General features: G+C 52.2%; 29 protein-coding genes. 24 read left to right on the forward strand and 5 right to left on the reverse strand.

Going from position 1 to position 24,659, the window contains the following annotated elements; translation table 11 throughout:
• Position 1: 1 nt before the first annotated feature.
• Entirely contained in the window at positions 2–1,291 is a 1,290-nt protein-coding gene (locus ACOTSW_RS10540) for an NAD(P)/FAD-dependent oxidoreductase (RefSeq protein ID WP_423679046.1), read from the reverse strand.
• A gap of 221 nt (positions 1,292–1,512) precedes the next feature.
• On the opposite strand from ACOTSW_RS10540, the gene ACOTSW_RS10545 reads away from it, so the two are divergent.
• The gene (locus ACOTSW_RS10545) at positions 1,513–2,142 is read left to right on the forward strand and encodes a TetR/AcrR family transcriptional regulator (RefSeq protein ID WP_423679047.1); all 630 of its coding nucleotides are present in this window, start codon (positions 1,513–1,515) and stop codon (positions 2,140–2,142) included.
• 122 nt (positions 2,143–2,264) lie between these two features.
• Here the strand turns inward: ACOTSW_RS10545 and ACOTSW_RS10550 are convergent, their stop codons facing one another.
• Positions 2,265–2,843 (reverse strand): glutathione peroxidase, encoded by a 579-nt coding sequence (locus ACOTSW_RS10550; RefSeq protein ID WP_423679049.1) that lies wholly within the window; start codon positions 2,841–2,843, stop codon positions 2,265–2,267.
• Between the two features lie 168 nt (positions 2,844–3,011).
• On the opposite strand from ACOTSW_RS10550, the gene ACOTSW_RS10555 reads away from it, so the two are divergent.
• The 14 genes from ACOTSW_RS10555 (at position 3,012) to rfaE2 (ending at position 15,796) form a co-directional block, all read left to right on the forward strand.
• Entirely contained in the window at positions 3,012–4,025 is a 1,014-nt protein-coding gene (locus tag ACOTSW_RS10555; protein ID WP_423679051.1) for a sulfate ABC transporter substrate-binding protein, read from the forward strand.
• A 31-nt stretch (positions 4,026–4,056) separates the two neighbouring features.
• Entirely contained in the window at positions 4,057–4,644 is a 588-nt protein-coding gene (ssuE, locus tag ACOTSW_RS10560; RefSeq protein WP_423679052.1) for an NADPH-dependent FMN reductase, read from the forward strand.
• Positions 4,645–4,811: 167 nt separating this feature from the next.
• A complete protein-coding gene (locus ACOTSW_RS10565) occupies positions 4,812–5,846 on the forward strand; it encodes a sulfonate ABC transporter substrate-binding protein (protein ID WP_423679053.1) in 1,035 nt (344 codons plus the stop codon).
• Positions 5,847–5,853: 7 nt separating this feature from the next.
• Positions 5,854–6,864: a sulfonate ABC transporter substrate-binding protein gene (locus ACOTSW_RS10570; protein WP_423679055.1), complete on the forward strand. Its 1,011-nt coding sequence runs from the start codon at positions 5,854–5,856 to the stop codon at positions 6,862–6,864.
• Between the two features lie 35 nt (positions 6,865–6,899).
• Positions 6,900–8,045, forward strand: a complete 1,146-nt coding sequence (gene ssuD, locus ACOTSW_RS10575; protein WP_423682297.1) for an FMNH2-dependent alkanesulfonate monooxygenase — start codon at positions 6,900–6,902, stop codon at positions 8,043–8,045.
• Between the two features lie 9 nt (positions 8,046–8,054).
• Complete coding sequence (gene ssuC, locus ACOTSW_RS10580; RefSeq protein ID WP_423679057.1) at positions 8,055–8,951, forward strand: aliphatic sulfonate ABC transporter permease SsuC; 897 nt, start codon at positions 8,055–8,057, stop codon at positions 8,949–8,951.
• A gap of 101 nt (positions 8,952–9,052) precedes the next feature.
• A complete protein-coding gene (locus ACOTSW_RS10585) occupies positions 9,053–9,886 on the forward strand; it encodes an ATP-binding cassette domain-containing protein (RefSeq protein WP_423682298.1) in 834 nt (277 codons plus the stop codon).
• Positions 9,887–10,076: 190 nt separating this feature from the next.
• Complete coding sequence (locus ACOTSW_RS10590; protein WP_200179498.1) at positions 10,077–10,292, forward strand: TOBE domain-containing protein; 216 nt, start codon at positions 10,077–10,079, stop codon at positions 10,290–10,292.
• Between the two features lie 49 nt (positions 10,293–10,341).
• A complete protein-coding gene (locus tag ACOTSW_RS10595) occupies positions 10,342–11,211 on the forward strand; it encodes an EAL domain-containing protein (protein ID WP_423679059.1) in 870 nt (289 codons plus the stop codon).
• A 175-nt stretch (positions 11,212–11,386) separates the two neighbouring features.
• The gene (gene cysT, locus ACOTSW_RS10600; RefSeq protein WP_423679061.1) at positions 11,387–12,250 is read left to right on the forward strand and encodes a sulfate ABC transporter permease subunit CysT; all 864 of its coding nucleotides are present in this window, start codon (positions 11,387–11,389) and stop codon (positions 12,248–12,250) included.
• Positions 12,247–13,152, forward strand: coding sequence for a sulfate ABC transporter permease subunit CysW (cysW, locus tag ACOTSW_RS10605; RefSeq protein ID WP_423679062.1), 906 nt, complete (start codon positions 12,247–12,249; stop codon positions 13,150–13,152). Before cysT ends, cysW begins: the two co-directional genes overlap by 4 nt.
• 15 nt (positions 13,153–13,167) lie before the next feature.
• Entirely contained in the window at positions 13,168–14,232 is a 1,065-nt protein-coding gene (locus ACOTSW_RS10610; protein WP_423679064.1) for a sulfate/molybdate ABC transporter ATP-binding protein, read from the forward strand.
• Positions 14,233–14,245: 13 nt separating this feature from the next.
• On the forward strand, positions 14,246–15,178 hold the full coding sequence (locus ACOTSW_RS10615) for a CysB family HTH-type transcriptional regulator (protein ID WP_423679065.1): 933 nt from the start codon (positions 14,246–14,248) through the stop codon (positions 15,176–15,178).
• 138 nt (positions 15,179–15,316) lie between these two features.
• Positions 15,317–15,796, forward strand: a complete 480-nt coding sequence (gene rfaE2, locus ACOTSW_RS10620; protein ID WP_212680184.1) for a D-glycero-beta-D-manno-heptose 1-phosphate adenylyltransferase — start codon at positions 15,317–15,319, stop codon at positions 15,794–15,796.
• A 47-nt stretch (positions 15,797–15,843) separates the two neighbouring features.
• Here rfaE2 and trmL read toward each other — a convergent pair whose 3' ends face one another.
• Together trmL and ACOTSW_RS10630 are read right to left on the reverse strand one after the other, a co-directional pair.
• Entirely contained in the window at positions 15,844–16,314 is a 471-nt protein-coding gene (gene trmL / locus ACOTSW_RS10625) for a tRNA (uridine(34)/cytosine(34)/5-carboxymethylaminomethyluridine(34)-2'-O)-methyltransferase TrmL (RefSeq protein WP_423679066.1), read from the reverse strand.
• 9 nt (positions 16,315–16,323) lie between these two features.
• Positions 16,324–17,067, reverse strand: coding sequence for a phosphoribosyltransferase family protein (locus tag ACOTSW_RS10630; protein WP_423679067.1), 744 nt, complete (start codon positions 17,065–17,067; stop codon positions 16,324–16,326).
• Between the two features lie 92 nt (positions 17,068–17,159).
• Here ACOTSW_RS10630 and ACOTSW_RS10635 point away from each other — a divergent pair, with 92 nt between their 5' ends.
• The 7 genes from ACOTSW_RS10635 to ACOTSW_RS10665 all read left to right on the forward strand — a co-directional run bounded on the left by ACOTSW_RS10635 (position 17,160) and on the right by ACOTSW_RS10665 (position 22,980).
• Positions 17,160–18,074 (forward strand): methyltransferase domain-containing protein, encoded by a 915-nt coding sequence (locus ACOTSW_RS10635; protein ID WP_423679068.1) that lies wholly within the window; start codon positions 17,160–17,162, stop codon positions 18,072–18,074.
• Between the two features lie 232 nt (positions 18,075–18,306).
• Entirely contained in the window at positions 18,307–19,479 is a 1,173-nt protein-coding gene (coxB, locus tag ACOTSW_RS10640) for a cytochrome c oxidase subunit II (protein WP_423679069.1), read from the forward strand.
• Between the two features lie 32 nt (positions 19,480–19,511).
• A complete protein-coding gene (ctaD, locus tag ACOTSW_RS10645) occupies positions 19,512–21,107 on the forward strand; it encodes a cytochrome c oxidase subunit I (protein ID WP_423679070.1) in 1,596 nt (531 codons plus the stop codon).
• Positions 21,108–21,156: 49 nt separating this feature from the next.
• Positions 21,157–21,264: a cytochrome oxidase small assembly protein gene (locus ACOTSW_RS10650; protein ID WP_212680188.1), complete on the forward strand. Its 108-nt coding sequence runs from the start codon at positions 21,157–21,159 to the stop codon at positions 21,262–21,264.
• A gap of 13 nt (positions 21,265–21,277) precedes the next feature.
• Positions 21,278–21,868, forward strand: coding sequence for a cytochrome c oxidase assembly protein (locus ACOTSW_RS10655; protein ID WP_423679071.1), 591 nt, complete (start codon positions 21,278–21,280; stop codon positions 21,866–21,868).
• Positions 21,865–22,080 carry a DUF2970 domain-containing protein gene (locus ACOTSW_RS10660; RefSeq protein WP_186884461.1) on the forward strand — a complete coding sequence of 72 codons (216 nt, stop codon included), beginning with the start codon at positions 21,865–21,867 and terminating at the stop codon, positions 22,078–22,080. Before ACOTSW_RS10655 ends, ACOTSW_RS10660 begins: the two co-directional genes overlap by 4 nt.
• A gap of 39 nt (positions 22,081–22,119) precedes the next feature.
• Positions 22,120–22,980: a cytochrome c oxidase subunit 3 gene (locus ACOTSW_RS10665; protein WP_423679072.1), complete on the forward strand. Its 861-nt coding sequence runs from the start codon at positions 22,120–22,122 to the stop codon at positions 22,978–22,980.
• 87 nt (positions 22,981–23,067) lie between these two features.
• Here ACOTSW_RS10665 and ACOTSW_RS10670 read toward each other — a convergent pair whose 3' ends face one another.
• Positions 23,068–23,268 (reverse strand): twin transmembrane helix small protein, encoded by a 201-nt coding sequence (locus tag ACOTSW_RS10670; RefSeq protein WP_186884463.1) that lies wholly within the window; start codon positions 23,266–23,268, stop codon positions 23,068–23,070.
• Positions 23,269–23,327: 59 nt separating this feature from the next.
• Here ACOTSW_RS10670 and ACOTSW_RS10675 point away from each other — a divergent pair, with 59 nt between their 5' ends.
• Both ACOTSW_RS10675 and ACOTSW_RS10680 read left to right on the forward strand, forming a co-directional pair.
• Complete coding sequence (locus ACOTSW_RS10675; protein ID WP_423679073.1) at positions 23,328–24,071, forward strand: SURF1 family protein; 744 nt, start codon at positions 23,328–23,330, stop codon at positions 24,069–24,071.
• Positions 24,028–24,657: an SCO family protein gene (locus tag ACOTSW_RS10680; protein ID WP_423679074.1), complete on the forward strand. Its 630-nt coding sequence runs from the start codon at positions 24,028–24,030 to the stop codon at positions 24,655–24,657. The genes ACOTSW_RS10675 and ACOTSW_RS10680 overlap by 44 nt, the downstream gene beginning before the upstream one ends.
• Positions 24,658–24,659 lie beyond the last annotated feature (2 nt).

Consider the following 24,659-nt stretch of genomic DNA (forward strand, 5'->3'; position numbering starts at 1 on the left):
TTTATGCGGCAAGGACGAGAGGTGATGTCAGCGTCTGACTGGCGATGATATTTTTTGCGGCACGTAAGCCGGATTTCAGACCATCCTCGTGGAAGCCATAACCTGTCCATGCACCGGCGAACCAGATCTGCCTTTGCCCCTGTATCTGATTCAGCATGGCTTGCGCTTTTACCGCTGCTGCGTCGAATACGGGATGAGCATAATCGAAGCTGGCGATGACTTTCTCAGGGGCCGGTTCTTCAATCGGATTCAGACTGACGATGACCGGGGTGGTGAACGGTAGTGGCTGCAATTGATTGATCAGATAATGTACGCAGACTTGCGGTTCTTTTCCATTCGCACTCTGATAGTTCCAGGCGGACCAGGCTTTGCGGTTCTCCGGCAAAAAGCGGGCGTCGGTATGTAGTACGGCGCGATTGGGCTGGTATTTCACCGCAGACAGCACTTGCTGTTCTGCGGTGGTGCTGTCTTTCAGCATTCGCAGCGACTGATCGCTGTGGGTCGCGATGACAACGTGATCAAATTCTTCCGTTCCTCTTGCTGATGTGACGCTGACCCGTCCTGATGCACTGCTCTTTACCGAGCTGACCGGCGCATGCAGATAGGTGTGCGCGATATGGGGCAGTAGCTTGTTGACATAATGGCGTGCGCCGCCTTTGACGGTACGCCATTGCGGTCTGTCGTTGACCTGCAATAAGCCATGGTTGTGGCAGAAATTGACGAATGAGGATAAAGGAAATTCCATCATGGTCGCAGTCGGGCAAGACCAGATGCAGGCAGCCATCGGCAACAGATACCAGTGGATAAACTCGTCGCTGTAACGATGCTGCTGCAAAAACTGACCGAGTGGAATGTGGAAATCATTTGTTGCGTCCGCTTTTGCCATCGCGGTGGTCTGCTTATTGAAACGCAGGATGTCGCGCAGCATGCGCAAAAAGCGCGGGTTCAGCAGATTGCGGCGCTGTGTAAACACCGTATCCAGATTGGCACCTGCCCACTCCAGAGTTTTGCCTCCCACCGGCATTTTGACCGAGAACGACATATCCGTGGCGACGGTTTCTATTTGCAGATCCTGAAATAAGCGAACCAGATTCGGATAGGTTTTATGGTTAAACACCAGGAATCCGGTATCGACGCCATAGGTCTTTTCTTCCAGTGTGACGTCCACCGTATGAGTATGTCCGCCAAAGTAACTGTCAGCCTCAAACAGGCTGACTTCGTGCTGCGCACGGGACAATTCATAAGCGCAGGAGAGACCGGAGATGCCGGAACCGATGACCGCAATTTTCATCATTTTTTAACGATTAATTTTTTTGTAATGAATGCAGCCCAATCAGCTTGCATTCCCGATTTACGCTTATTTCCGGCATATTCTGTTACCAATCTGACCGCAAGGAAATGCAGATTCCTGCCCGATGCCGATACGCTTGAGTTAGAATGTGACCTGATATTTCATTTCGTGACTGATCAGTCACGAAATATACTACAAAGTTTAAAGTTGTACAGAAAAAAATGATAAAGCTAAAAATTCCCTTTAAAAAACAGCAGTTTGACGCGCGTGAAGAAGCCATTATTGATGCGGTCAATCATCTTTTATCCGATAAAGGGTATGACCTGATGACGATGGATGATGTTGCTGACGCGGTTGGTATCGCGAAAGGTAGTCTGTACAAACACTTTTCTTCGAAAGAGAAACTGGCCGCGGCCGCACTGACTCGTCTGCTGAAAGCGACACTGGAAGAATTGGACACTCTGCCGGAAGACATGCCGGCAATAGATAAAATCCGGCATATTCTGGCCTGGTCCTTGCGTTTGCGTTTGCAGGGAGGCGTGCCGCATTTGCCATCGACGAGCCGCGCTTTGCAACGCAGTCTGATGCTCAATTTTGATTATGTAACAGTCGCTTTACGGATCAATAAGCGTTTTTATGCGCTGGTGGCCACCGCGCGTGAACAGGGGGCTTTGACAGCCTTGGTGCCAGATGATGTGCTGGTGTACACCTTGTATTCGCGCGCCTGCGATCCGACGATGGAATTCCTGGTGCGTGACCAGCGTCTGAGTCACGAACAGATCGTTGACGCTATGGTGCACGCCACCATAGGGGGATTTTTGTCAGAGCAGGCGAGAGTACCGGTGGCGTAACATACGCTCTTTTCTGGTTGTTCCTGTACTCCGTGTACGACATCATAAAAAAAGGCTGGAAGCCCTTATAAACAGGGGCTTCCAGCCTTTTTATTAATGGTGTTTGTCTGTAGGTCGCGGGCTTATTCCGCCAGCGCTTTTTCTATATCAGCAACCAGCTTTTTATCGTCAGGTTTAGTCATGCTGCTGTAAGCGCCAACAACGTTGCCTTTACGATCGATCAGATATTTGTAGAAATTCCATTTCGGTGTCGTTCCGGTTGCTTTGACCAACTGTGCATGCAGAGGATTGATGTCTTTGCCGGTGACAGATGACTTGGCAAACATAGGAAACTTCACCCCATAGGTGTTGTAGCAAAAATCGGCGATTTCCTTGCTGTTGCCCGGCTCTTGTTTGCCAAAATCATTCGACGGAAAACCGAGTACCACCAGACCTTTGCTGCTGTACTTGGCATAGGCTTTTTCCAGTCCTTCATACTGATTGGTAAAGCCGCAGTAGCTGGCGGTATTGACGACCAATGCAACTTTACCTTTGTACTGGCAAAGATCCTGCGGAACATCGTCTTGCAGGCGATTGAATTTGTGATTCAGGATGGCCGGGCAGGCTTCTGCCTCTTCAGCAAAGGCCGGGCTGCTGATTGCAGCCAGACTGCCAATGACGGCGGAACAGACAACAGAAAAGACAACAGAACGTCGCAGCATGGAGGTCTCCTTCGTGAAAGATGCACATAGTAGCCTAGGCGAAAAAATGCTGCTGAAACAGGTCTTTATATGAAAATTGAATATAGATCGTAAAAATACTTCGTTTTCAAATATAAAGTCGCGAATTATTCTGAGATCCTCATTCAACACTGATTCCAAGGATTACAGATGAAAGCAAAAAAACTCCTGCTCCTCGCCAGCTTCGCGTTTGCCAGTGCGATTCACGGCGCTTCCCAAGCTGCAGACATCACGCTGCTCAATGTTTCCTATGATCCTACGCGTGAGCTGTATCAGGATGTGAATCAGGCATTTGCAAAACAATGGCAGGCAAAAACGGGCGATAAAGTCACCATCAAACAATCGCATGGTGGTTCAGGCAAACAGGCGCGTTCGGTCATAGATGGACTGGATGCGGATGTGGTCACACTCGCGCTGGCGTATGACATCGATGCGATCGCGAATGCCGGTTTGCTGTCGAAAACCTGGCAAAAACGACTGACTCACAATGCTTCGCCTTATACATCCACGATTGTTTTTCTGGTACGTAAAGGCAATCCTAAAGGGATTAAAGACTGGGCCGATCTGATCAAGCCTGGCGTGTCCGTGATTACCGCGAATCCGAAAACTTCCGGCGGAGCACGCTGGTCGTATCTGGCAGCGTACGGCTATGCGCTGAAATTACCCGGCGGTACCGATGCCTCGGCGAGAGAGTATGTTCACAAGTTGTTTAAGAACGTGCCGGTACTCGATTCCGGTGCGCGTGGTTCAACCGTGACATTCACTGAGCGCGGTATCGGCGACGTGCTGTTGTCGTGGGAAAACGAAGCTTATCTGGGACTCAAAGAATTCGGTGCGGATAAATTTGAAATCATCTCGCCGTCCATCAGTATTCTGGCGGAGCCACCATTGTCCGTGGTCGATAAAGTGGTCGATAAACGCGGCACGCGCAAAGTGGCAGAGGCGTATCTGAATTACCTTTACACCGACGAGGCGCAAGACATTATCGGTAAAAACTTCTACCGCCCTATCAGTGAAAAAGCAGAGAAAAAATACGCCGCACAATTCTCCAAAATCAAGCTCTTCAATATTGATGACACCTTCGGTGGCTGGACTGTTGCGCAGAAAACCCATTTTGCCGATGGCGGTGTGTTTGATCAGATTTATCAGCCGAATAAAAAATAATGATGCTCAACAGCGCATTGAAGGAATCACGATGACTATTCTTTTGCTTTCCGGTAGCCCGTCTTCACCGTCGCGCTCCACTCGTCTGCTCCAGTATGCCGGTGAGAAGCTCAATGTGCTCGGCCAGCGTACCGTCAGTCTGCATGTCCGCGATCTGCCGGCGGAAGCGCTGATGAATGCGGATTTTTCCGACACCGAACTGAATGTCGCCAGATTACTGGTCGAGCGTGCCGATGCACTGGTGATTGCCACGCCGATTTACAAAGCAGCTTACAGCGGTCTGTTAAAAGCATTTTTAGACATACTGCCGCAAGACGGTCTGAACGGAAAACTCATTTTGCCTCTGGCAACGGCGGGCAGCCAGTCGCACATGCTGGCGCTCGATTACGCCCTGCGCCCAGTGCTGACATCGCTGTCGGCAAGGCATGTTCTGCCAGGCGTTTATGCAACCGATGCCCAGGTTCAGTGGCACGAACAGCAAGGCTTGCAGTTGGATGCCGCGATAGCGCAGCGAATTGCTGACGGTGTGCAGTTGCTGACTGAGAGCCTGCATTCCCTGCGCCATGCTCATGCGTCGAAAAATCCGGCAATCAAAGAACTGATGTGTTGTCGCGCCTGATCTGTTCCTGTTGTTGCTGGCGCGGTGCATAAAAATTCGTTGATGAATTTTAAACCGTCGCTGTAGCAGATTTGTAAATCCAGACATTAAGCAGCAATCCCGTAAGCGTTACCACAATGCCAGATTTCCGGCAGGGGTAAGTCTTGCCTATCAATCGAGGAAATGAAATGAGTGAGCATCAGAATAGCAATTCACATCGCCGCTATACACGTTATGTTGAGCAGGTGAAAAAAACCAATGCGCTGCGCCGTCGTGTGCTGACGGGCGTGCTGACATTGGCGGCACTCGTTGCCGCTGGTGGTCAGAACATCGCGCATGCACAGAACAGTGCAGCGAAAAGTGTGCTGCGTATCGGTTATCAGAAATACGGCACGCTGACTGTACTCAAAGGTAATGCCAGTCTGGAAAAACGCCTGGCACCACTCGGTGTGGAAGTGAAATGGACAGAGTTTCCGGCTGGGCCGCAATTGCTGGAAGGTCTGAATGTCGGCAGTGTCGATTTCGGCACCACCGGTGAAGCACCACCGATTTTTGCACAGGCGGCTGGTGCCGATTTGCTGTATGTCGGCAATGAACCTGCGGCACCTGCGGGCGAAGCAATCGTCGTACCGAAAGGCTCTGCACTCAAATCGGTGGCGGATCTGAAGGGCAAAAAAATCGTGCTCAACAAAGGCTCGAATGTGCATTACCTGCTGGTGAAGTTGCTGGAAAAAGCCGGGCTTGCGTATAAGGATGTGGAAGTCGTGTTTCTTGCCCCAGCCGACGCGCGAGCCGCATTTGAGCGCGGTAGTGTTGATGCCTGGGCGATCTGGGACCCGTTTCTGGCGGCCGCTGAAAAGCAGCTCGGCGCGCGCGTGCTGGCCGATGGCAAAGGCGTTGTCAGCAATCACCAGTTCTATCTCGCTTCGCGTTCGTATGCACAAAAACATCCCGCCATCATCAATGTGATTCTGGAAGAGATCGCCAAGACCGGCGAGTGGAGCGCGAAGAACATCAAGGCAACCGCAGCAATTCTGTCGGTGCAGGTCGGTCTGGAACCAACTATCGTTGAACTGTCCGTCGGCCGATTTTCTTATGGTGTGAAACCTTTATCGGAAGCCGTGATTCAGGAACAGCAAAGCATTGCAGATACCTTTGCCGATCTGAAGCTGATTCCGAAACGCATCAGCGTGCGCGATGCAGTTTTCCAGGCAAAGCGCTGAGGCTGATATGCGAATTCATTCGTCCCACCGCCGGCTGCTTTTGTCGCTGACAGCAATGGCTTTAGTGCTGTCAGCCGGCAATGTTGCAGCTGGCAATACAGCAGTCGGCAATGCGGTGCAAACTGGCAGCAGGACTGCCAGTTTGCCGAAAGAAATCCGCATTGGCTTTCAGAAAAGTTCGGTCAATCTGACTTTGCTGAAACACCGTCGTGCACTTGAACAGCAACTTAAAGGCGTGAAGATCAGCTGGTTTGAATTCACTGCTGGCCCGCAGATGCTGGAAGCCTTGTCGGTCGGCAGCATCGACTTTGCAACGACAGGTGAACCGCCGCCGATTTTTGCACAGGCAGCCGGTAGTACGCTGGTATATGTCGGTGCCGAACCTGCGAAACCGGGTGTCAGTGCGATATTAGTGAAACAGGATTCCGCTATTCGGACACTCGCAGATCTGAAAGGCAGAAAAATCGCTTTTCAAAAAGGCTCCAGCGCGCACTATCACGTATTGCGAGCTGTGCAACAGGCAGGATTGCAATGGTCGGATATCACACCGGTTTATCTTGCACCTGCCGATGCCAGAGCAGCGTTTGAACGTGGCAGTGTGGATGTCTGGGCGATCTGGGATCCTTACTGGGCGGCGACCGAGCAAAGTCTCAAGCCCCGCGTACTGGCGAATGGTAATGGGCTGGTGAACAACCTGTCGCATTATTTATCGACTCGTCAGTTTGCCGATCAGTATCCCGGTGTGATCCGGCTGCTGTTTGAAGAACTCACTCGCAGCGACAGCTTCGTACAGAGCAATCGCGCCGAAGCGGGTGCGATCATCGCTGGCAGCACCGGCCTGGATGCTGCCAGCATCGCCAGTTTTCTGGAGCGGCGTCCACGCTCGCCAGTGGTTTATCTGACGAACAACATCATCGAAGAACAGCAACGTGTTGCGGACAATTTTTATCAGCAAAAGCTGATACCTAAAGCCGTCAACATCCGCGATGCAGTCTGGCTGCCGCCAGCAGGCAAATAATTCATATTGAGAGAAATGAAAGAAATTCTATGAGCTTGAATATTTTCTGGTTTATACCTACCCACGGCGATACGCGCTATCTCGGCACCAGCCACGGTGCACGCGACATCAATTACGACTATCTGCGGCAAATCGCGGTGGCGGCAGACACGCAGGGTTACGACGGTGTGCTGCTGCCCACCGGTCGTTCTTGCGAAGATGCCTGGGTCGTTGCATCCAGCCTGATCAGTGCGACGAAAAAACTGAAATTTCTGGTGGCGGTTCGTCCCGGACTCAGCAGCCCCGGGCTAGCGGTACGCATGGCATCGACCTTTGATCGCTTATCGAACGGGCGCTTGCTGGTCAATATCGTTACCGGTGGAGATCAGGGCGAACTCGAAGCCGATGGCGTTTTTGCCGACCACGAAAAACGTTATGAAATCACCGACGAATTTTTACGCATCTGGCGCGCATCGCTGGCGGGTGAAGGTGGTGATGCCGGTTTTGATTTCAACGGCAAACACCTGACCGTGAAAGGTGCGAAGACTTTGTATCCACCGGTGCAAAAGCCGCATCCGCCTTTGTATTTCGGCGGCTCATCGGCACCGGCGCACGAGCTCGCAGCGGAACAGGTTGACGTCTATCTGACCTGGGGCGAACCACCTGCTGCCGTGGCTGAAAAAATCGCCGACATGCGCGCCCGTGCCGCTAAGCATGGCCGCACTTTGCGCTTTGGTATCCGCCTGCATGTGATTGTGCGCGAAACCAATGAAGAAGCCTGGGCAGCAGCGAATGATCTGATCCGTTATGTCGATGATGAGGTGATTGCGCGGGCGCAGAAAGCGTTTGCGAAGATGGATTCGGTCGGTCAGCAAAGGATGACGGCGCTGCACGGCGGCAAGCGCGACAAACTCGAAGTTTCACCGAATCTGTGGGCGGGTGTCGGGCTGGTGCGCGGTGGTGCCGGAACCGCGTTAGTCGGTGATCCGGAAACGGTGGCGGCACGGATTAAAGAATATGCGGCGCTCGGTATCGAGACCTTTATTTTTTCCGGCTATCCGCATCTGGAAGAATCGTATCGCTTTGCCGAACTGGTCTTTCCGCTGATAGGGAAATCGGTACCGCGTGTGACGAGTTCGCTCACAGGCCCATTCGGCGAAGTGATCGCGAATTCGATTGCACCGCAGGTTTCGCAAAGCTAGGAGCACAGTATGGCGTCGCCGCTGACAACTGAAATCAATGAGTTCAATGAATTCGCCGGGCTTGCAGACGACTTGTCGCAGACCTTCCGGCGCCGCGAATCGGCGCGAACAGCCACGCCATGGCATCTTCATGCCTTGCGCATTTTGCGTGCCGTGGCACCGTGGGCGGTACCGCTGTTATTGCTGGTGATCTGGCAGGTGTCGGCGCAACAGGGCTGGTTATCGAGCCGGATTTTGCCGGAGCCGCTGGCAGTCGCGAAGGCGTTCTGGAATCTGAGCGTTTCCGGCGAAATTTTTATCCACGCAAAAACCAGCCTGTGGCGTGCGGTGTCGGGTTTTGTGATTGGCGGCGGTCTGGGCTTGTTGCTCGGTTTGCTGACCGGTACTTTCCGTACCGCTGAAACCCTGCTTGATACCAGCCTGCAGATGATACGCAATATCCCGGCGCTGGCGCTGATACCGCTGGTGATTTTATGGTTTGGGATCGATGAAACGGCGAAGCTGTTTCTGGTATCGGTCGGCGTATTTTTTCCGGTGTATCTGAATACTTTTCACGGCATACGTTCCGTTGATCAGGGCTTGATAGAAATGGCGCGCAGCTACGGCTTGTCGGGCTGGGCTTTATACCGCGATGTGATTTTGCCCGGTGCCTTGCCTTCTATTCTGGTCGGCGTGCGTTTTGCGCTGGGGCTGGTGTGGGTTTTGCTGATCGTCGCTGAAACCATTTCAGCGCAGGCGGGTATCGGTTACATGACCATGAATGCGCGTGAATTTTTGCAAACCGATGTCGTGCTGGTGGGGATTCTGCTGTACGCCCTGCTGGGAAAAATCGCCGACGTCTTATCGCGTGCACTTGAACATTACTGGCTGCGCTGGCATCCGGGTTACCAAAGAAAGTCTGCATGATGCCGGACATTTTATATTCACCTTCACCTGCGGTGGCGCGTATCGCCGCGCTCAGGCAAGAGCTGGACGATGGCGTCAGTCATGCCGGCAGCGCGGATGGCATGCCAGGGCAGAATCCTGCACATCTGCCGCAGCGCGCGCCGCAAGCAGGCACCGCGATTCATGTCCGGCATTTACAAAAATCCTATAACGGCCGCAGTGTGCTGAAGTCGTTGCAACTAGATATCGAAGCTGGTGAGTTTGTAGCGGTGATCGGTCGCAGTGGCTGCGGTAAAAGCACCTTGCTGCGCCTGATCGCCGGTCTGGAAAAAGCCGACAGCGGCAGCCTGGAGTTTGCGCAGCAGGATGGGCAAAACAACAGCCGTCCGGAAACCCGCGTGATGTTTCAGGATTCGCGGCTGCTGCCGTGGAAAACCGTGCTCGATAACGTCGCCCTCGGTTTACGCGGCCGTCGCAGCGATGCGCTTGCGGCGCTGAACAAGGTCGCGCTGGCTGAGCGCGCTGGCGAGTGGCCATCGGTGTTATCCGGTGGTCAGCGTCAGCGCGTTGCGCTGGCAAGAGCGCTGGTGCATGAGCCGACCCTGTTGCTGCTGGATGAGCCACTGGGCGCGCTCGATGCGTTGACGCGCATCGAGATGCAAAGCCTGATTGAGCAACTCTGGCAACAGCGCGGCTTCACCGCTTTGCTGGTCACGCATGATGTGCAGGAAGCGATTGCACTGGCTGATCGTGTGATTCTGATTGAAGACGGTCAGATTACGCTGGATCAGAAAGTCGATCTGCCGCGGCCACGCGCGCGTGGCAACCCGGTCTTTGCCGCGCTGGAAGAACAGATATTGGCGCGGGTGTTGCAGCGTCCGGCGCAGCAGCCGGATGCGGAACTCGGCGACGTGTCGCTGCTCCGCACGGTCAACCAGGTGACCTGGGCGATTTAGGTCTCAGCTCTGCTGGCAGCTTCAAATCAACTTCAAATCAGTATCAAATCGGCATAAAAATACTCAGGGGGAGTATGTTTTAAACCCCAATGAATTCAAGGATGTTAGGGGTGTTTTATTAAAAAAGAGGGGGAGTATCTGTTTCTCGGGATATTTTCCGCATCCAAATCCGCATCACAAAGGAAGAAAAATGACAATTCAGGCGATTAATGTACGTAACCAGTTCCGCGGCAAAATCAAAGCGATTATCGAAGGCGATGTCGTTTCCGAAGTTGATGTTGAAACCCCGGCGGGCATCGTGACATCCGTGATCACGACGCGCTCTATCCGCGATCTGAATCTGGTGGTCGGCAGCGAGGTGGTGGCGCTGGTGAAAGCAACCGAAGTCTCGATCGCGAAACTGTAACTGGCAGCGTCCGGCGCATCACACCGCGTGGCCGCTGAAAGGAGGAAGCATGCAACATCCGAAATTACAGAATTATCTGAGCCGCCTGCAGCATTCTGTTGGCAGCAGTCATCTGTGGCTGGACGAAGAAGGGCGCGCGCGTGGCCGCTATTTCAATGCCAGCCTGACCAGCGCTTTTCAGGCGATACGCGCGGGCGATGACCAGCGCATCCTTGCCTACGAAGCCTATGCCCGCAGCTATGATCCCGGCGATCAGGGGCTCAATATCTGGAAACTGCTGGAATACGTGGCGAATGATGATGAATCGGTGGAGTTGGATCGTCTCTGTCGCTTGCTGCATACGCTGAATTTTTATCGTCAGCAGCCAGAGTCGGGGCTGGATTTGTATCTGAGCGTGCACAGCCGCTTGCTGGCTGCCGTGGAAGGCAATCACGGCAACGCATTTCGCCGCATACTCAATACACTGGAAATACCGCATGAACAGATTATTCTGCAACTGCCGCTGATCACGCCGAGCCAGCGATGGGTGCTGACGCATGTCGCCGAAAATTATCGCCGCAATGGCTTTCGCATCGGCGTGAATGCCAGCACCTTGGAACAAGCGGGTGATTTACTTGACCGCATACGGCCTGACGCGATCAAAATCGACATCAGCGCGGCTAATCATGCGCCAGCGCAGATCAGTTTGCTGCAACGTGCCGATCAGGCGCAGTGCAATATCATTTTCCGGCGCATAGAAAATGAAGCGCGCTTGCTATCGCTGCAACAGGCGAACGACACGGCCAGTCCGTATCTGGTTCAAGGTTTTTTGTTTGACTTACCGAAAGCAACGCTGGTCGGACCAGCAGTGGTGCTGCCAGCGGCCGCATCCCATGCAAGCACGACCGTTGCAGCTACGGGGGCGGAACTGCCGGGCTGAGCCGCATTGTTTCGGTTGCCTCGGTTGCTGCCGTCGTCGCAGTCGCCATGGTGACTGACTTCGGCCTTGCTATATGTGTTTATCATCTAAAGACATAACAAAAAATTCGTTTTTCTTATATCAAAATCCTGCCAATATTTGCCATCTTTAGTTGAATCAGTAATAAAGGCTGACTATGGCATCTGCTGCAATTTCAACAGGCGGTCAACCGACCAGTAAACGTGTGCTTCCCGGTTTTCATCTGTCGCTGGGATTTACCTTGTTTTACCTCGCGTTGATTGTCTTAATCCCACTTTCCGCGGTCTTTCTCAAAACCTTCACCATGACCTGGCAGGCGTTCTGGGAAACCGTGACATCGGATCGTGTCATGGCATCGTATCGCCTGACTTTCGGTGCCTCTTTTCTGGCAGCGCTGATCAATGTGCTGTTTGGCGGTATCGTGGCATGGGTGCTGGTGCGTTACCGCTTTCCCGGCAAACGGCTGATCGATGCACTGGTCGATTTGCCATTTGCCTTACCGACCGCTGTTGCCGGTATCACGCTGGCGACCTTATATGCACCGAATGGCTGGATAGGCAAATTGCTGACGCCGCTCGGCATCAAAGTCGCGTTCACGCCTTTAGGCATTTTGATCGCCCTGACATTCATAGGCTTACCTTTTGTGGTGCGCACGGTGCAACCGGTACTCGAAGAAGCCGAAAAAGAACTCGAAGAAGCGGCGCTGAGTCTGGGTGCCAGCCACTGGCAAGTGTTTACACGGGTGATTTTCCCGACGATATTGCCTGCGATGCTGACGGGCTTTGCACTTGCGTTTGCAAGAGCGACCGGCGAATACGGCTCGGTGATTTTTATCGCTGGCAACATGCCGATGATTTCAGAAATCACACCGCTGTTCATGATCACTAAATTGGAACAATACGATTACGCCGGTGCGACTGCCATTGCGGTTGTGATGTTGTTGCTATCGTTTGTTTTGCTGCTGTCAATTAATGCTTTACAGGCCTGGACGCGCAGCCGGCAGGGAGGAAAAGAATCATGAGTACGACCAGTATTGCAGCACCTTCAGCGGTCTTGGCACAACGTCGCGCAGAGCCTGCGATCAACCCGACAGCCACGCTGGAACCTTTATGGATACGCGTCACGCTGACACTGATCGCTTTCGCGTTTCTGACACTGTTTTTATTTGTACCGCTGGCGGCGGTGTTTGCCGAAGCCTTGAAAAAAGGCTGGCAGGTGTATCTGGAAGCCATCGTCGAACCGGATGCCTTGTCGGCGATTAAATTAACGCTGATTGCGGCGGGCATTGCGGTGCCGCTGAACCTGATTTTCGGTGTTGCCGCCGCCTGGACGATTGCCAAATTTGAGTTTCGCGGCAAGAGCGTTTTACTAACGCTGATCGATTTGCCGTTTTCCGTGTCGCCCGTGATTTCGGGTCTGGTGTATGTGCTGCTGTTCGGCGCGCAGGGCTGGTTTGGCGAATGGTTGCGCGATCACGATATCAAAATTCTGTTCGCAGTTCCCGGCATTGTACTGGCGACGATTTTTGTGACTTTTCCGTTTGTGGCGCGCGAACTGATTCCGTTAATGCAGGCGCAGGGCAGTGAGGAAGAAGAGGCCGCGCTGGTACTGGGTGCATCAGGCTGGCAAACCTTCTGGCATGTGACTTTGCCGAATATCAAATGGGGTTTGCTGTATGGGGTGATCCTGTGTAATGCGCGGGCGATGGGTGAGTTCGGCGCGGTGTCTGTGGTGTCCGGCCATATTCGTGGCGAGACCAACACCATGCCTTTGCAGGTCGAAATTTTATACAACGAATACAACTTCGTGGCGGCGTTTGCGGTGGCTTCATTGCTGACCTTGCTGGCCTTGCTGACGCTGGCATTAAAAACGATCGTTGAATGGCGCACCAATGAGAGTCGCGCCCCCATTTCTGAAGAATAAGCTGGAGCGAAAATTATGAGTATCGCCGTTCATCAATTAAATAAACGTTTTGGCCAGTTTACCGCGCTGAATAATGTCTCGCTGGATTTTCCCGATGGCGAACTGACCGCCTTGTTGGGGCCATCAGGCTGCGGCAAAACAACTTTGCTGCGCATCATCGCCGGTCTGGAATTTGCCGACAGCGGTCAGGTCTTGCTCGATGGTCAGGACGCGTCGCAACAACATGTGCGTGATCGTCAGGTTGGCTTTGTGTTTCAGCACTATGCCTTGTTCAAACACATGACGATATTTGAAAACATCGCATTTGGTTTGCGGGTGAAGGCAAAAAACGTGCGGCCTTCTGAAGCGCAGATCAAAGAAAAAGTCACAAAACTGCTGGAACTGGTGCAACTGGACTGGCTGGCAGACCGTTACCCGCCGCAGTTGTCCGGCGGTCAGCGGCAGCGTATTGCGCTGGCACGCGCGCTTGCCGTGGAGCCGCGTGTGCTGCTGCTCGACGAGCCTTTCGGCGCGCTCGATGCGAAGGTGCGTAAAGAGCTGCGACGCTGGTTGCGTCGTCTGCATGACGAATTGCATGTGACCAGTATTTTTGTCACGCATGATCAGGAAGAAGCGCTGGAAGTCGCTGACAAGATTGTGCTGATGAATCAGGGACAGGTCGAACAGGTCGGTGCGCCTGCCGAGGTGTATCAGCATCCGGCCACACCGTTTGTGTATGGATTTCTGGGTAACGTCAATCTTTTCCGCGGCCGTATTCATGAAGGCATACTCGATGCCGGTGGTGTGCCGTTTGAAGCGCCGGGCCATGCAGACACCAAAGATGCATTTGGCACGGCCTATGTGCGCCCGCATGAATTCGAGATCGACCGCTACGCGCCGGGTGCCGAGGGATTGGTTGTGCAATTGCGGCGCGTGCACAGCATAGGCCCGCTGGCGCAACTGGAAATGGAACGCGACGATAACGGCGATCTGGTCGAAGCGATGATATCGAGCGAGCGTTATCTGCAATTACAACTGAAAGTCGGTGAGGCGCTGGTGGTCAGACCTAAGCGTTTGCATGTCTTTGTCGATAACAACTGAGCCGAGATATACCATGAACTTTCAACAATTACGCTCAATCCGAGAAGCATCCCGACGCGGCTTTAATCTGACTGAAGTCGCCAATGTGCTGTTCACATCACAACCGGGCGTCAGCCGTCAGATCCGCGAGCTCGAAGAAGAGCTGGGCGTGGATATTTTTGAGCGCAATGGCAAACGCCTGACTGGTCTGACTGAGCCCGGGAAAGGCATCCTTCCCATCATAGAACGTCTGCTGCTGGAAGCTGAAAATCTGCATCAGGCAGGCAGTGAATATTCGGATCAGACCAAAGGCACGCTGGCGATTGCGACCACGCATACGCAGGCGCGCTATGTGTTGCCGAAAGTGGTGCAGCAATTCCGTCAGGCGTTTCCGGAAGTACGCATCGCTTTGCAGCAAAGCTCGCCTGAACACATCGCCGAATGGGTGATGTCAGGCAAAGCTGATATCGGCATTGCGACTGAGGGTTTATCGCAATTCAAGGATCTGGTGTCATTTCCGTGCTACGAATGGAATCACGTGATTGTTGTGCCGGAAGGTCATCCGCTCTTGCGTAAAGAAACGCTGACGCTGGACGATCTGGCGAATTATCCGCTGATTACGTATGACGTCGGCTTCACTGGTCGAGGCCATATCGATGCCGCCTTTGTCGATGCCGGTTTGCGCACCGACATCGTGCTGACGGCGATGGATTCTGACGTGATTCAGCAATATGTCGCGCTTGGACTAGGCGTGGGTATTGTGGCGTCAATGGCGATAGAAACCAATCGTACCAATGGCTTGCGCACGATCGCCGCTGATCATTTATTCACGCCGAATGTGACGCGGTTGGCAGTGCGGCGCGGTGCGTATTTACGCACCTACACTTATGATTTTATCCGCCAGTTTGCGCCAGCGCTGAGTAAGGAAGACATCCGCAAGGCAATTGCAGACGCTGACAATAACTGATTTGCCGCAAACGCCGCTTGCGCCGCACGCGTAAAAACGGATATGGGTGTCTGAAGCGTGAAGGCTGAAAGACGCCGTGTACAATGGCCGCTTTTCCGAGCGGCTATTTTTTCGTCGCTCTTTTCTGAATGAACTCGTATGCCTCAATTTGAACAAAAGATCTGTACCCGCGCTGCATTGGCCGAACGTGTTGCGGCATTGCCCAAACCCGTGGTGATGACGAATGGCGTTTTTGATATTTTGCATCGTGGTCATGTAACGTATCTGGCTCAGGCTAGAGAACACGGTGCGTCGCTGGTGGTGGCACTGAATACCGATGCTTCGGTCAGACGTTTGGGCAAGGGCGATGACCGCCCGGTGAACACCTGTGCTGATCGCATGGCCGTGGTTGCGGCATTAGAAGCGGTCAGTCTGGTGGTGGATTTCGATGAAGATACCGCGTTGGAAGCGGTACTCAGCGCGCATCCGGATATCTATGTCAAAGGCGGTGATTACGACATGAGCGCGATTCCGGAAGGGCAGGCAGTGCTGGCGTATGGCGGTCAGGTGGCAGCGATTGACTTTGAACACGATCGTTCGACCAGCAAGTTGCTGGCGAAAGTGCGGGCGCAGACCTGACACCGGCGTCCGGCATTTCTGTAACGCCAGACACCGTTTTTTAAAGGTCAGGCGCCGCCGGCAAAGCCGTTTTGGCGCCAGGCTTCATAAATAACGACCGCTACGGTATTCGACAGATTCAGGCTGCGATTGTCTGGCCGCATTGGCAAGCGTATGCGCTGACTCAGTGGAAAAGATTCACGTAGTTCAGTTGCAAGTCCGCGGGTTTCTGCACCAAAGACGAAATAGTCGCCGGGTTGAAAGGCGACGCTGGAAAATGCCGTCGAGCCATGCGTGGTCATGGCAAACATTCTTTGCGCATCAGGTTGCTCACTCGCCAGAAACGCGTCCCAGTTTTTATGCACTTTCATCGTCGCATAATCGTGATAATCAAGACCAGCGCGTTTCATCTTGCTGTCATCGAGAGGAAAACCCAGCGGTTCTATCAGATGCAGCTGGGCTCCGGTGTTTGCGCATAAGCGGATGATGTTGCCGGTATTCGGCGGAATTTCAGGTTCTACGAGGACGACGTGAAACAAGGCGTTTCCTTAATAAGTATGATGTGGAGTGCGGGCAAAAACATAGTTGCTGACTTTGCGTGCGCCAAAACGTTTCAGCATTGTAGCGATTTCGTGCAGGGTCATGCCAGTGGTGATGACATCGTCGACGATACCGATATGCCTGCCTTTGATGGTTTGCAACAGTTGATCATCGGGAACAAAGGCATTTTTCACGTTGCGCATCCGTGCATCGGGCGCCAGGCTGCTTTGTTTGGCGGTTTCCCGGGTTTTGCGTAATACCTGCGGATGTAAGGGGATACCCAGATGTAGCGACAGTGGTCTGGCTATTTCCAGTGCCTGATTGAATCCGCGCTCTGTCAGCCGGTTTTGGCTTAATGGAACAACGCAAAGCCAATCCGGCAACTCCTGATGCGGCTGGCGCAGAATCGCATCGCGCAGCATCGCTGCAAACACCGGGGCGAGCGCCAGATGATGGCCGAATTTTAACGACAGCACCAGGCGGTCTTGCGGTGCTTCATAATCACAGGCGACGATGGTGTTGTCGAAGGCTGGTGGATTTTGCAGGCAGTCACCGCAACGCGGCGTATTGGCGCCCGGCGGCATGACTAAACCACATTGTTCGCAGCGGCAGAGGCCGCGCGGAAAATAGCTGGTCAGGCATTGTTCGCAAATCACATCCCGGTTCTGGGCATGACATAAAGCACAACTGCACGGTAACAGTTGTGTCAGGGAAGCCTGCCAGCTTTTACGCCATATGTGCTGTAAGTACATCATGCGTTTGCGCCTTCATGCAGCGGCCATAATCACAAGCGTGTAAACTCCCGCATTATCTCATTCAAACAGACGTCAAGATCGTTTTCCTTATGCTCAGTGCACCTATCGACACACGGCTGGTTCGTCAGCTGTTTTCCCATCCGGCAAAAATCGCGGGATCTGATTTTTTACGTCGGGAGATCGCCGGGCGTATGCGCGAAAAGCTGGAACTGGTGCGGATCACACCTGCGCAGATACTCGACGCTGGTTGTGGCGTTGGCGCTGATGTCGCTGAGTTTCAACGCATGTATGCCGGAGCGCAAGTGCTGGCACTGGATGCGGCACCCGCGATGCTGGCAGAAATTCAGGAGCAACAACGGGCAGCGATGAGTGCGGTTGGTCGTTTGTTTGCAAAATGGACGCCGGTCGCCTTACGTGGTGAGCAGGGCGCCAATCTGATTTGTGGTGACTTTGCCAAATTGCCTTTGCCATCGCAGTCACTGGATCTGATCTGGTCGAATCTGGCGTTGCACTGGCATCCGCAACCCGATCTGGTGTTCGCAGAATGGCGCCGGGCCTTACGCACCGATGGTTTGCTGATGTTTTCATGCTTCGGGCCGGATACTCTGAAAGAATTACGCCAGGCTTATGCGGATGTCGACGAATTTCCACATACTTTGCCCTTTGTCGATATGCATGATTTCGGTGACATGCTGGTGAATGCCGGTTTTTCCACGCCTGTCATGGATATGGAAAAAATCACGCTGACGTATCAGGATACAGAAAAATTGCTGGCTGACGTGCGGGCGCTTGGCGGCAATCCACTGCTGAGCCGTCGTCAGGGTCTGACCGGAAAACACGCTCATCAGGCAATGTTGAAAGCATTAGAGCAGCAACGTGCTGCCGATGGCCGTATTGCCTTGAGTTTTGAGGTGGTTTACGGGCACGCTTTCAAGCCAGTCAACAAGAAAACAGCTGCCGGCGAATCCATCGTCCGCTTCGATTTGCCCAAAAAACGACCTTGATTTTGTTTGATCTGGATTAAAGAAGCATCTTAAAGTGATAAGCAAGCGCTATTATTCGTTGTTTCATTTGCGCCAGATCATTGATTTCTTGTTTGTATTCTGCTTGATATCCTTTTAAGTTACACCTTATACTCACGACGTTGTAGAAGTTGCCAGCACGCACTTTGTAACAATATTCCGCGTCCTGGTACGACAAATTCATAAGAATTCTAAACGGGGTTTTGGGGATATCATGAAACATGGAAAGCGATTAAAGTCGTTCATGCTGGGTGCCTCGCTCCTGGCGGCAGGACTGCCCGCGTGGGCAGTGGTCGACAGCCAGGGTGGACCGGCAGTGCGCCAGTTAAATTTACAAACACCTGTCACACAAATAGCGGAACAAATTTACTCGATACATAACCTGATGCTGGTTATCTGTCTGGTTATCTTTGTCGCAGTCTTCGGAGTCATGTTTTACTCCATCCTGAAGCACAGGAAATCTCTCGGCCACAAGGCAGCTTCCTTCCATGAAAGTACCACTGTTGAAATTGCCTGGACTGTCGTTCCGTTTCTGATTGTGATTGGGATGGCGCTGCCCGCGACCAAGACCGTCGTGGCGATGAAAGATACTTCAAACGCCGACATCACAATTAAAGCCACTGGTATGCAGTGGAAATGGGGTTATGACTACCTCAAAGGTGAAGGTCAGGGCATTTCCTTCTTATCCACCTTGTCCACGCCCCGCACACAGGTTGGCTCTCCCGGCGTTGCTCCGACCGAGGCACGCGGCGACAACTATCTGCTTGAAGTCGATAATCAGGTCGTGGTTCCTGTGAATAAAAAAGTACGCATTATTACTACTGCTAATGACGTGATTCACTCATGGACAATTCCTGCTTTCGGTGTGAAGCAGGATGCGATTCCCGGTTTCGTTCGCGATACCTGGTTCAAAGCAGAAAAAATTGGCGTCTATCGTGGTCAGTGCGTTGAGTTGTGCGGTAAAGAACACGCATTCATGCCTATCGTCGTGAATGTGGTCTCTGACGACGACTATAAAAAATGGGTTGATACTAAGAAAAAAGAAATGGCCACCAAAGCGGATGACCCGAATAAAGTCTGGACGGTCGATGAGTTAAAACAGCGTGGCGAGAAAGTCTATGCCGCTAATTGTGTGGCCTGCCATCAGGCGACCGGTAAAGGTGTTCCGGGCGCATTCCCTGCGTTAGACGGATCGCTGATCGTCAATGGCGTCAAAGCGGATCAGGTCGGTATTTTGTTAAACGGTAAAAATGCGATGCCATCGTGGAAATCCACTTTGTCTGACACAGAAATCGCCGCCGTCATTACCTATACCCGTAACAGCTGGTCTAATAAAGCCGCTGAAAATATCGTCCAACCAGCTGAAGTTCTGGCTGCGCGTAAGTAAACGTACTAAACGTACCGGAAACAGGAGACAAGATGAGCACCACAACTGTTGATCACGCTCACGATCATTCGCACGACCACGCGCACGACCATCCTCATGGTTTCCGCCGCTGGTTATTTGCTACCAATCATAAAGATATCGGTAGTCTGTATTTATGGTTTGCCTTCACGATGCTGTTATCAGGTGGTGTTCTCGCCCTGATTATCCGTGCTGAGTTATTTCAGCCCGGGCTGCAACTGGTGCAACCGGAATTCTTTAACCAATTGACGACCATGCATGGTCTGATCATGGTGTTCGGCGCCATCATGCCGGCATTCGTTGGTTTCGCCAACTGGATGATTCCGCTGCAAATCGGCGCATCCGACATGGCATTTGCGCGGATGAATAACTTCTCATTCTGGTTGATGCCGCCCGCTGCAATTCTGCTGGTGTCGTCATTCTGGGTGCCGGGTGGTGCGACCGCTGCAGGCTGGACGCTGTATGCACCGCTATCGACACAAATGGGACCTGGTATGGACATGGCGATTTTCGCAGTCCACATCATGGGTGCATCGTCGATTATGGGCTCGATCAACATCATCACTACGATTCTGAACATGCGCGCTCCAGGCATGACGCTGATGAAAATGCCGATGTTCTGCTGGACCTGGTTAATTACTGCTTACCTGCTGATCGCGGTGATGCCGGTATTGGCTGGTGCGATCACCATGACCTTGACTGACCGTCATTTCGGCACGTCCTTTTTCAACGCGGCCGGTGGCGGTGACCCTGTGATGTATCAACACATTTTCTGGTTCTTCGGACATCCAGAGGTGTACATCATGATTTTGCCAGCGTTCGGTATTATTTCTCAGATCGTGCCTGCGTTTGCGCGCAAGCCTTTGTTCGGCTATGCATCGATGGTGTATGCAACTGCATCCATCGCGATTCTGTCGTTTATCGTCTGGGCGCATCACATGTTCACAACCGGTATGCCAGTGACGGCGCAGTTGTTCTTCATGTATGCCACCATGCTGATCTCGGTTCCTACCGGTGTGAAAGTATTTAACTGGGTGGCAACGATGTGGAAGGGCTCGATGACTTTTGAAACGCCGATGTTGTTTGCGGTTGGTTTCATTTTTGTCTTTACCATCGGCGGCTTTACCGGGCTGATACTGGCTGTGACGCCGATTGATATTCAGTTGCAGGATACCTACTACGTGGTCGCGCATTTCCATTATGTGCTGGTTGCCGGTTCGCTGTTTGCCTTGTTCGCGGGTTACTACTACTGGAGCCCGAAATGGACAGGCTTCATGTACAACGAAACACGCGGTCAGATTCATTTCTGGTTGTCGCTGATTACCTTCAACATCACTTTCTTCCCTATGCATTTCCTGGGATTGGCCGGGATGCCACGCCGTTATGCTGATTATCCGGCGCAATTTACGGACTGGAATACGGTTGCTTCAGTCGGCGCGTTTGGTTTCGGATTGATGCAGGTGTATTTCGTTCTGGCAGTCGTGATTCCTTCGATCAGAGGTGGAAAAGCTGCACCAGCAAAACCATGGGAGGGTGCAGAAGGGCTGGAGTGGACAGTGCCAAGTCCGGCACCGTTCCACACCTTCGAAGAGCCTCCTGTCGTTAAATAATGAATAAAGGCAGAGGTGCCGGATAATTTTCCGGTACCTCTGAATAAAAATGAACAACGACAACAAACCTAACAACTTACGTACTGCATTAATCCTGCTATCTGTCGCGTTGATCTTTTTTATCGGCGTGTTTGTTAAGCAGGGTTTATTGCGGTGAAGCGGAATACCTGATGTCCGGATCAGACGAATACACGAAGACCGAAGCGCATCAGCTGAATGCCAGAATGTTTGGCAAACTGCTGCTGATCGCAGTCATGATGTTTGGTTTTGGCTATGCATTGGTACCGATTTACAAACAGATTTGTGAGTTGACCGGTGTGAATATCCTGACGCCAAAAGATATTTCGTTAAAGGAAGTCAGCAATTCTCAAATCGACAAAACGCGTGAAATTACTGTTGAGTTTGATGCAAACACACAAGGGCCCTGGCGTTTCCGCCCTACGGTTGCCAGCATCAAGGTGCATCCTGGTGAAATGACGCAAGTTGTTTATGAGGTGGTGAACAAGCAGCCTTACAAGATGGACGCGCAGGCAATACCGAGCTACGCACCTCAGCAGGCAAGTAATTATTTTAAAAAGATGGAGTGTTTTTGTTTTCAGCAGCAGACGCTGAATGCGAACGAGGCACGACAAATGCCAGTGGTGTTTTACATCGATCCGGCATTACCGAAGGATGTAAAAACCATCACCTTGTCATATACGTTTTTTGAAGTCGGTGGTAAGAGCAAGGTAGCAAGTTCTGGCACACAAGGAAAAACATGAGTGATCTGAAGCAGGCGACGCAACGCAAGGTATCGTTTCTGGCGACGATGAAAGCGGTGTTCTGGTCGTTTCTGGGTATCCGTAAGAAAAACGATTACGAGCAGGACGCTGCGCATCTGAATCCTGTGCATGTGATCATCGCGGGCATCATCGGCGCCCTGATCTTCATTTTTGTGCTGGTGCTGGTCGTCAAGTCTGTCGTCGCAAAATAATAATTCGAGTAGTACATTCAAATGTATCGGGAGATGAAAATGAGTACTTCAAACGCGAAAGCCCCTTATTACTTCGTGCCTGGACCGTCAAAGTGGCCAGTCTTGGCGGGAGCCTCCTTGTTGCTGACCATGATAGGCGCATCTGCCTGGGTGAATGCGGTAAGCTGGGGCTCGTACGTTAACTTTGCGGGTGTTTTTCTGACGCTGGTCGTGTTGTATAACTGGTTTGGTGACGCGATCGCTGAATCCGAAAGCGGTAAATACAGCGCCCGGATTGATGTCTCTTACCGCTGGAGCATGAGCTGGTTCATCTTTTCAGAAGTTATGTTTTTTGCTGCTTTTTTCGGCGCACTGTTTTATGCCCGCAGTATTTCCATGCCTTGGCTGGCTGATCTGGATCACAAAGTATTATGGCCGGATTTTTCAGCGCAGTGGGGGAATGCCGGCCCTGCCGGTACGGTCGAAGCATTTAAAACGATGGGACCATTTCCTATCCCAACGATCAACACTGCATTGTTGCTGACTTCCGGCGTGACACTGACGATCTCGCATCATGCCTTGCGTGCAGGTCATCGCGGTACAACAGCATTCTGGCTGGCTGCCACAATATTGCTGGGTGCGGTGTTCATGGGCTTCCAGGTCTATGAGTACATGCATGCTTACAGCGAACTGAACCTGAAACTGACCTCCGGCATTTATGGTTCGACTTTCTTTATGCTGACCGGCTTCCACGGTTTCCATGTCACGATGGGCGCGATCATGTTGTCGGTAGTTTTGTTCCGCGTCCTGAAAGGACATTTCACTCCTGAACAGCATTTCGCTTTTGAAGGTGCCGCATGGTACTGGCACTTTGTTGACGTGGTCTGGCTGGGCTTGTATGTCGTTGTTTACTGGCTCTGATTCGCGCAGCAGACTGAGCTGATTCGTTTTTAAATAAAAAAGCCGCACACTTGTTGCGGCTTTTTTATCGGTAAAGCTGTCGCTGAATTATCTGATGCCGGTTGGTTGAATCAACCCGAAATGATTGGCCAGTAATATCAGGATAAATAAGCTGATGGAAAAGCCGACACGGAACGCGAGTGCTTTGACAGTGCGGTTGCTGCGCCCTTTGTCCTTCATCAGATAAACTAATGCTGATCCCATGCTGAAGATGATGAGGAAAAAAGCAATGGCGACGAGAATTTTCATACTGATTCTTTGACTAAGTGTGATGCCGGATTGATCAATTTCTTATTGTAATGCTTTTCATGCCTGTTTCTTTTCAATTCAGACTATTACCTTTTATTGCTACCGTGGCTGTGGTCGTTCTCGGACTGAATCTGGGTCTGTGGCAAAGCCGGCGTGCTGCGGAAAAAGAAGTGATTGCCGCAACGATGGCGGAACGCATGCACGGCGCTGCCAAGCAATGGCGCAGCGATACTCCGCAAGAGCAATTGCAGCCCTACAGCAAGGTGATGTTACGCGGTCAGTTTCTCGATACCTGGCCTATGTATCTGGATAATCGCCCCATGCAAGGCAGGGCAGGCATGTATGTATTGATGCCATTTAAGCTTGAGGGCAGCCGGCGGCATGTACTGGTTGCACGCGGCTGGCAGGCACGCAACCCGCAGGACAGAACCGTGTTGCCGCGCTTGCTCACACCGTCAGGTACGATAGAAATTCAGGGTATTGTCAAAGAGCATCTGGAGCGTGTCATGCAGCTGGGGCAGCCAGAACCGTATAAGCCTGGTGCGATTTTGCAGAATCTTGAGATCGCCAGTCTTGAAAAGGAAACCGGGTTAGCATTTTATCCTTTGATTGTTGAGCAGACGTCGCCATCGGAAGACCATCTGCGACGCGACTGGCCTGCGGCTTCGCTGGGAATTGATAAACACAAAGGATATGCTTTTCAGTGGTATGCCTTGTCATTGATGGCAGGGATTTTTTTTGTAGTGACAGGAATACGTCGTGGAAAAAACGCAGAATCAAAAAACGCAGAATCAAAAAACTAAAGGACGCTGGAAATTATTTATCGTGCTGGCCGTCTGTGCCGCACCGATGATAGCGTCTTATCTCGCTTACTACGTGATCAAGCCCGAAGGCCGAACCAATTACGGCACGATACTCGATCCGCGTCAGTATCCTATGCCGGAGCTGCATGCACGCTTACTCGGTACGACGGATGCGGATAAGGCGGATAAACAGAACGGCTTGACGGCGTATCGCGGTAAATGGATCATGCTGACGATCAGCAGCGGTTCCTGCGACGCCGGATGTCAGAAAAAGCTGTATGACTTGCGCCAACTCAGACTCGCTCAGGGCAAGGAAATGGACCGAATCGAACGGGTCTGGGCAGTCATTGACGAGCAGCCTGTCGATACATTGTTACTGCGCGAATACGATGGCATGCATGTGCTGAAAGCCGATGCGGATGCGCTCAGAAAATGGTTGCCGACCGAAGATGGCAATCAGATCAGCGAACACATTTATATGATTGATCCGCTCGGAAACCTGATGATGCGTTTTCCGAAAAATGCCGATCCGAACAAGATTAAAAAAGATATCAGCAAGCTGTTGCGTGCGTCGGCGATAGGGTGATT

The sequence above is a fragment of the Undibacterium sp. WLHG33 genome (assembly GCF_049544815.1).
GTDB lineage: Bacteria > Pseudomonadota > Gammaproteobacteria > Burkholderiales > Burkholderiaceae_D > Undibacterium.

Excerpts from the sequence above, each read along its gene's own strand:
- ACOTSW_RS10540 (WP_423679046.1), bottom strand. The coding sequence starts at position 1,291 with ATGAAAATTGCGGTCATCGGTTCCGGCATCTCCGGTCTCTCCTGCGCT.
- ACOTSW_RS10545 (WP_423679047.1), top strand. The coding sequence starts at position 1,513 with ATGATAAAGCTAAAAATTCCCTTTAAAAAACAGCAGTTTGACGCGCGT.
- ACOTSW_RS10550 (WP_423679049.1), bottom strand. The coding sequence starts at position 2,843 with ATGCTGCGACGTTCTGTTGTCTTTTCTGTTGTCTGTTCCGCCGTCATT.
- ACOTSW_RS10555 (WP_423679051.1), top strand. The coding sequence starts at position 3,012 with ATGAAAGCAAAAAAACTCCTGCTCCTCGCCAGCTTCGCGTTTGCCAGT.
- ssuE (WP_423679052.1), top strand. The coding sequence starts at position 4,057 with ATGACTATTCTTTTGCTTTCCGGTAGCCCGTCTTCACCGTCGCGCTCC.
- ACOTSW_RS10565 (WP_423679053.1), top strand. The coding sequence starts at position 4,812 with ATGAGTGAGCATCAGAATAGCAATTCACATCGCCGCTATACACGTTAT.
- ACOTSW_RS10570 (WP_423679055.1), top strand. The coding sequence starts at position 5,854 with ATGCGAATTCATTCGTCCCACCGCCGGCTGCTTTTGTCGCTGACAGCA.
- ssuC (WP_423679057.1), top strand. The coding sequence starts at position 8,055 with ATGGCGTCGCCGCTGACAACTGAAATCAATGAGTTCAATGAATTCGCC.
- ACOTSW_RS10585 (WP_423682298.1), top strand. The coding sequence starts at position 9,053 with ATGCCAGGGCAGAATCCTGCACATCTGCCGCAGCGCGCGCCGCAAGCA.
- ACOTSW_RS10590 (WP_200179498.1), top strand. The coding sequence starts at position 10,077 with ATGACAATTCAGGCGATTAATGTACGTAACCAGTTCCGCGGCAAAATC.
- ACOTSW_RS10595 (WP_423679059.1), top strand. The coding sequence starts at position 10,342 with ATGCAACATCCGAAATTACAGAATTATCTGAGCCGCCTGCAGCATTCT.
- cysT (WP_423679061.1), top strand. The coding sequence starts at position 11,387 with ATGGCATCTGCTGCAATTTCAACAGGCGGTCAACCGACCAGTAAACGT.
- cysW (WP_423679062.1), top strand. The coding sequence starts at position 12,247 with ATGAGTACGACCAGTATTGCAGCACCTTCAGCGGTCTTGGCACAACGT.
- ACOTSW_RS10610 (WP_423679064.1), top strand. The coding sequence starts at position 13,168 with ATGAGTATCGCCGTTCATCAATTAAATAAACGTTTTGGCCAGTTTACC.
- ACOTSW_RS10615 (WP_423679065.1), top strand. The coding sequence starts at position 14,246 with ATGAACTTTCAACAATTACGCTCAATCCGAGAAGCATCCCGACGCGGC.
- rfaE2 (WP_212680184.1), top strand. The coding sequence starts at position 15,317 with ATGCCTCAATTTGAACAAAAGATCTGTACCCGCGCTGCATTGGCCGAA.
- ACOTSW_RS10630 (WP_423679067.1), bottom strand. The coding sequence starts at position 17,067 with ATGTACTTACAGCACATATGGCGTAAAAGCTGGCAGGCTTCCCTGACA.
- ACOTSW_RS10635 (WP_423679068.1), top strand. The coding sequence starts at position 17,160 with ATGCTCAGTGCACCTATCGACACACGGCTGGTTCGTCAGCTGTTTTCC.
- coxB (WP_423679069.1), top strand. The coding sequence starts at position 18,307 with ATGAAACATGGAAAGCGATTAAAGTCGTTCATGCTGGGTGCCTCGCTC.
- ctaD (WP_423679070.1), top strand. The coding sequence starts at position 19,512 with ATGAGCACCACAACTGTTGATCACGCTCACGATCATTCGCACGACCAC.
- ACOTSW_RS10650 (WP_212680188.1), top strand. The coding sequence starts at position 21,157 with ATGAACAACGACAACAAACCTAACAACTTACGTACTGCATTAATCCTG.
- ACOTSW_RS10655 (WP_423679071.1), top strand. The coding sequence starts at position 21,278 with ATGTCCGGATCAGACGAATACACGAAGACCGAAGCGCATCAGCTGAAT.
- ACOTSW_RS10660 (WP_186884461.1), top strand. The coding sequence starts at position 21,865 with ATGAGTGATCTGAAGCAGGCGACGCAACGCAAGGTATCGTTTCTGGCG.
- ACOTSW_RS10665 (WP_423679072.1), top strand. The coding sequence starts at position 22,120 with ATGAGTACTTCAAACGCGAAAGCCCCTTATTACTTCGTGCCTGGACCG.
- ACOTSW_RS10670 (WP_186884463.1), bottom strand. The coding sequence starts at position 23,268 with ATGAAAATTCTCGTCGCCATTGCTTTTTTCCTCATCATCTTCAGCATG.
- ACOTSW_RS10675 (WP_423679073.1), top strand. The coding sequence starts at position 23,328 with ATGCCTGTTTCTTTTCAATTCAGACTATTACCTTTTATTGCTACCGTG.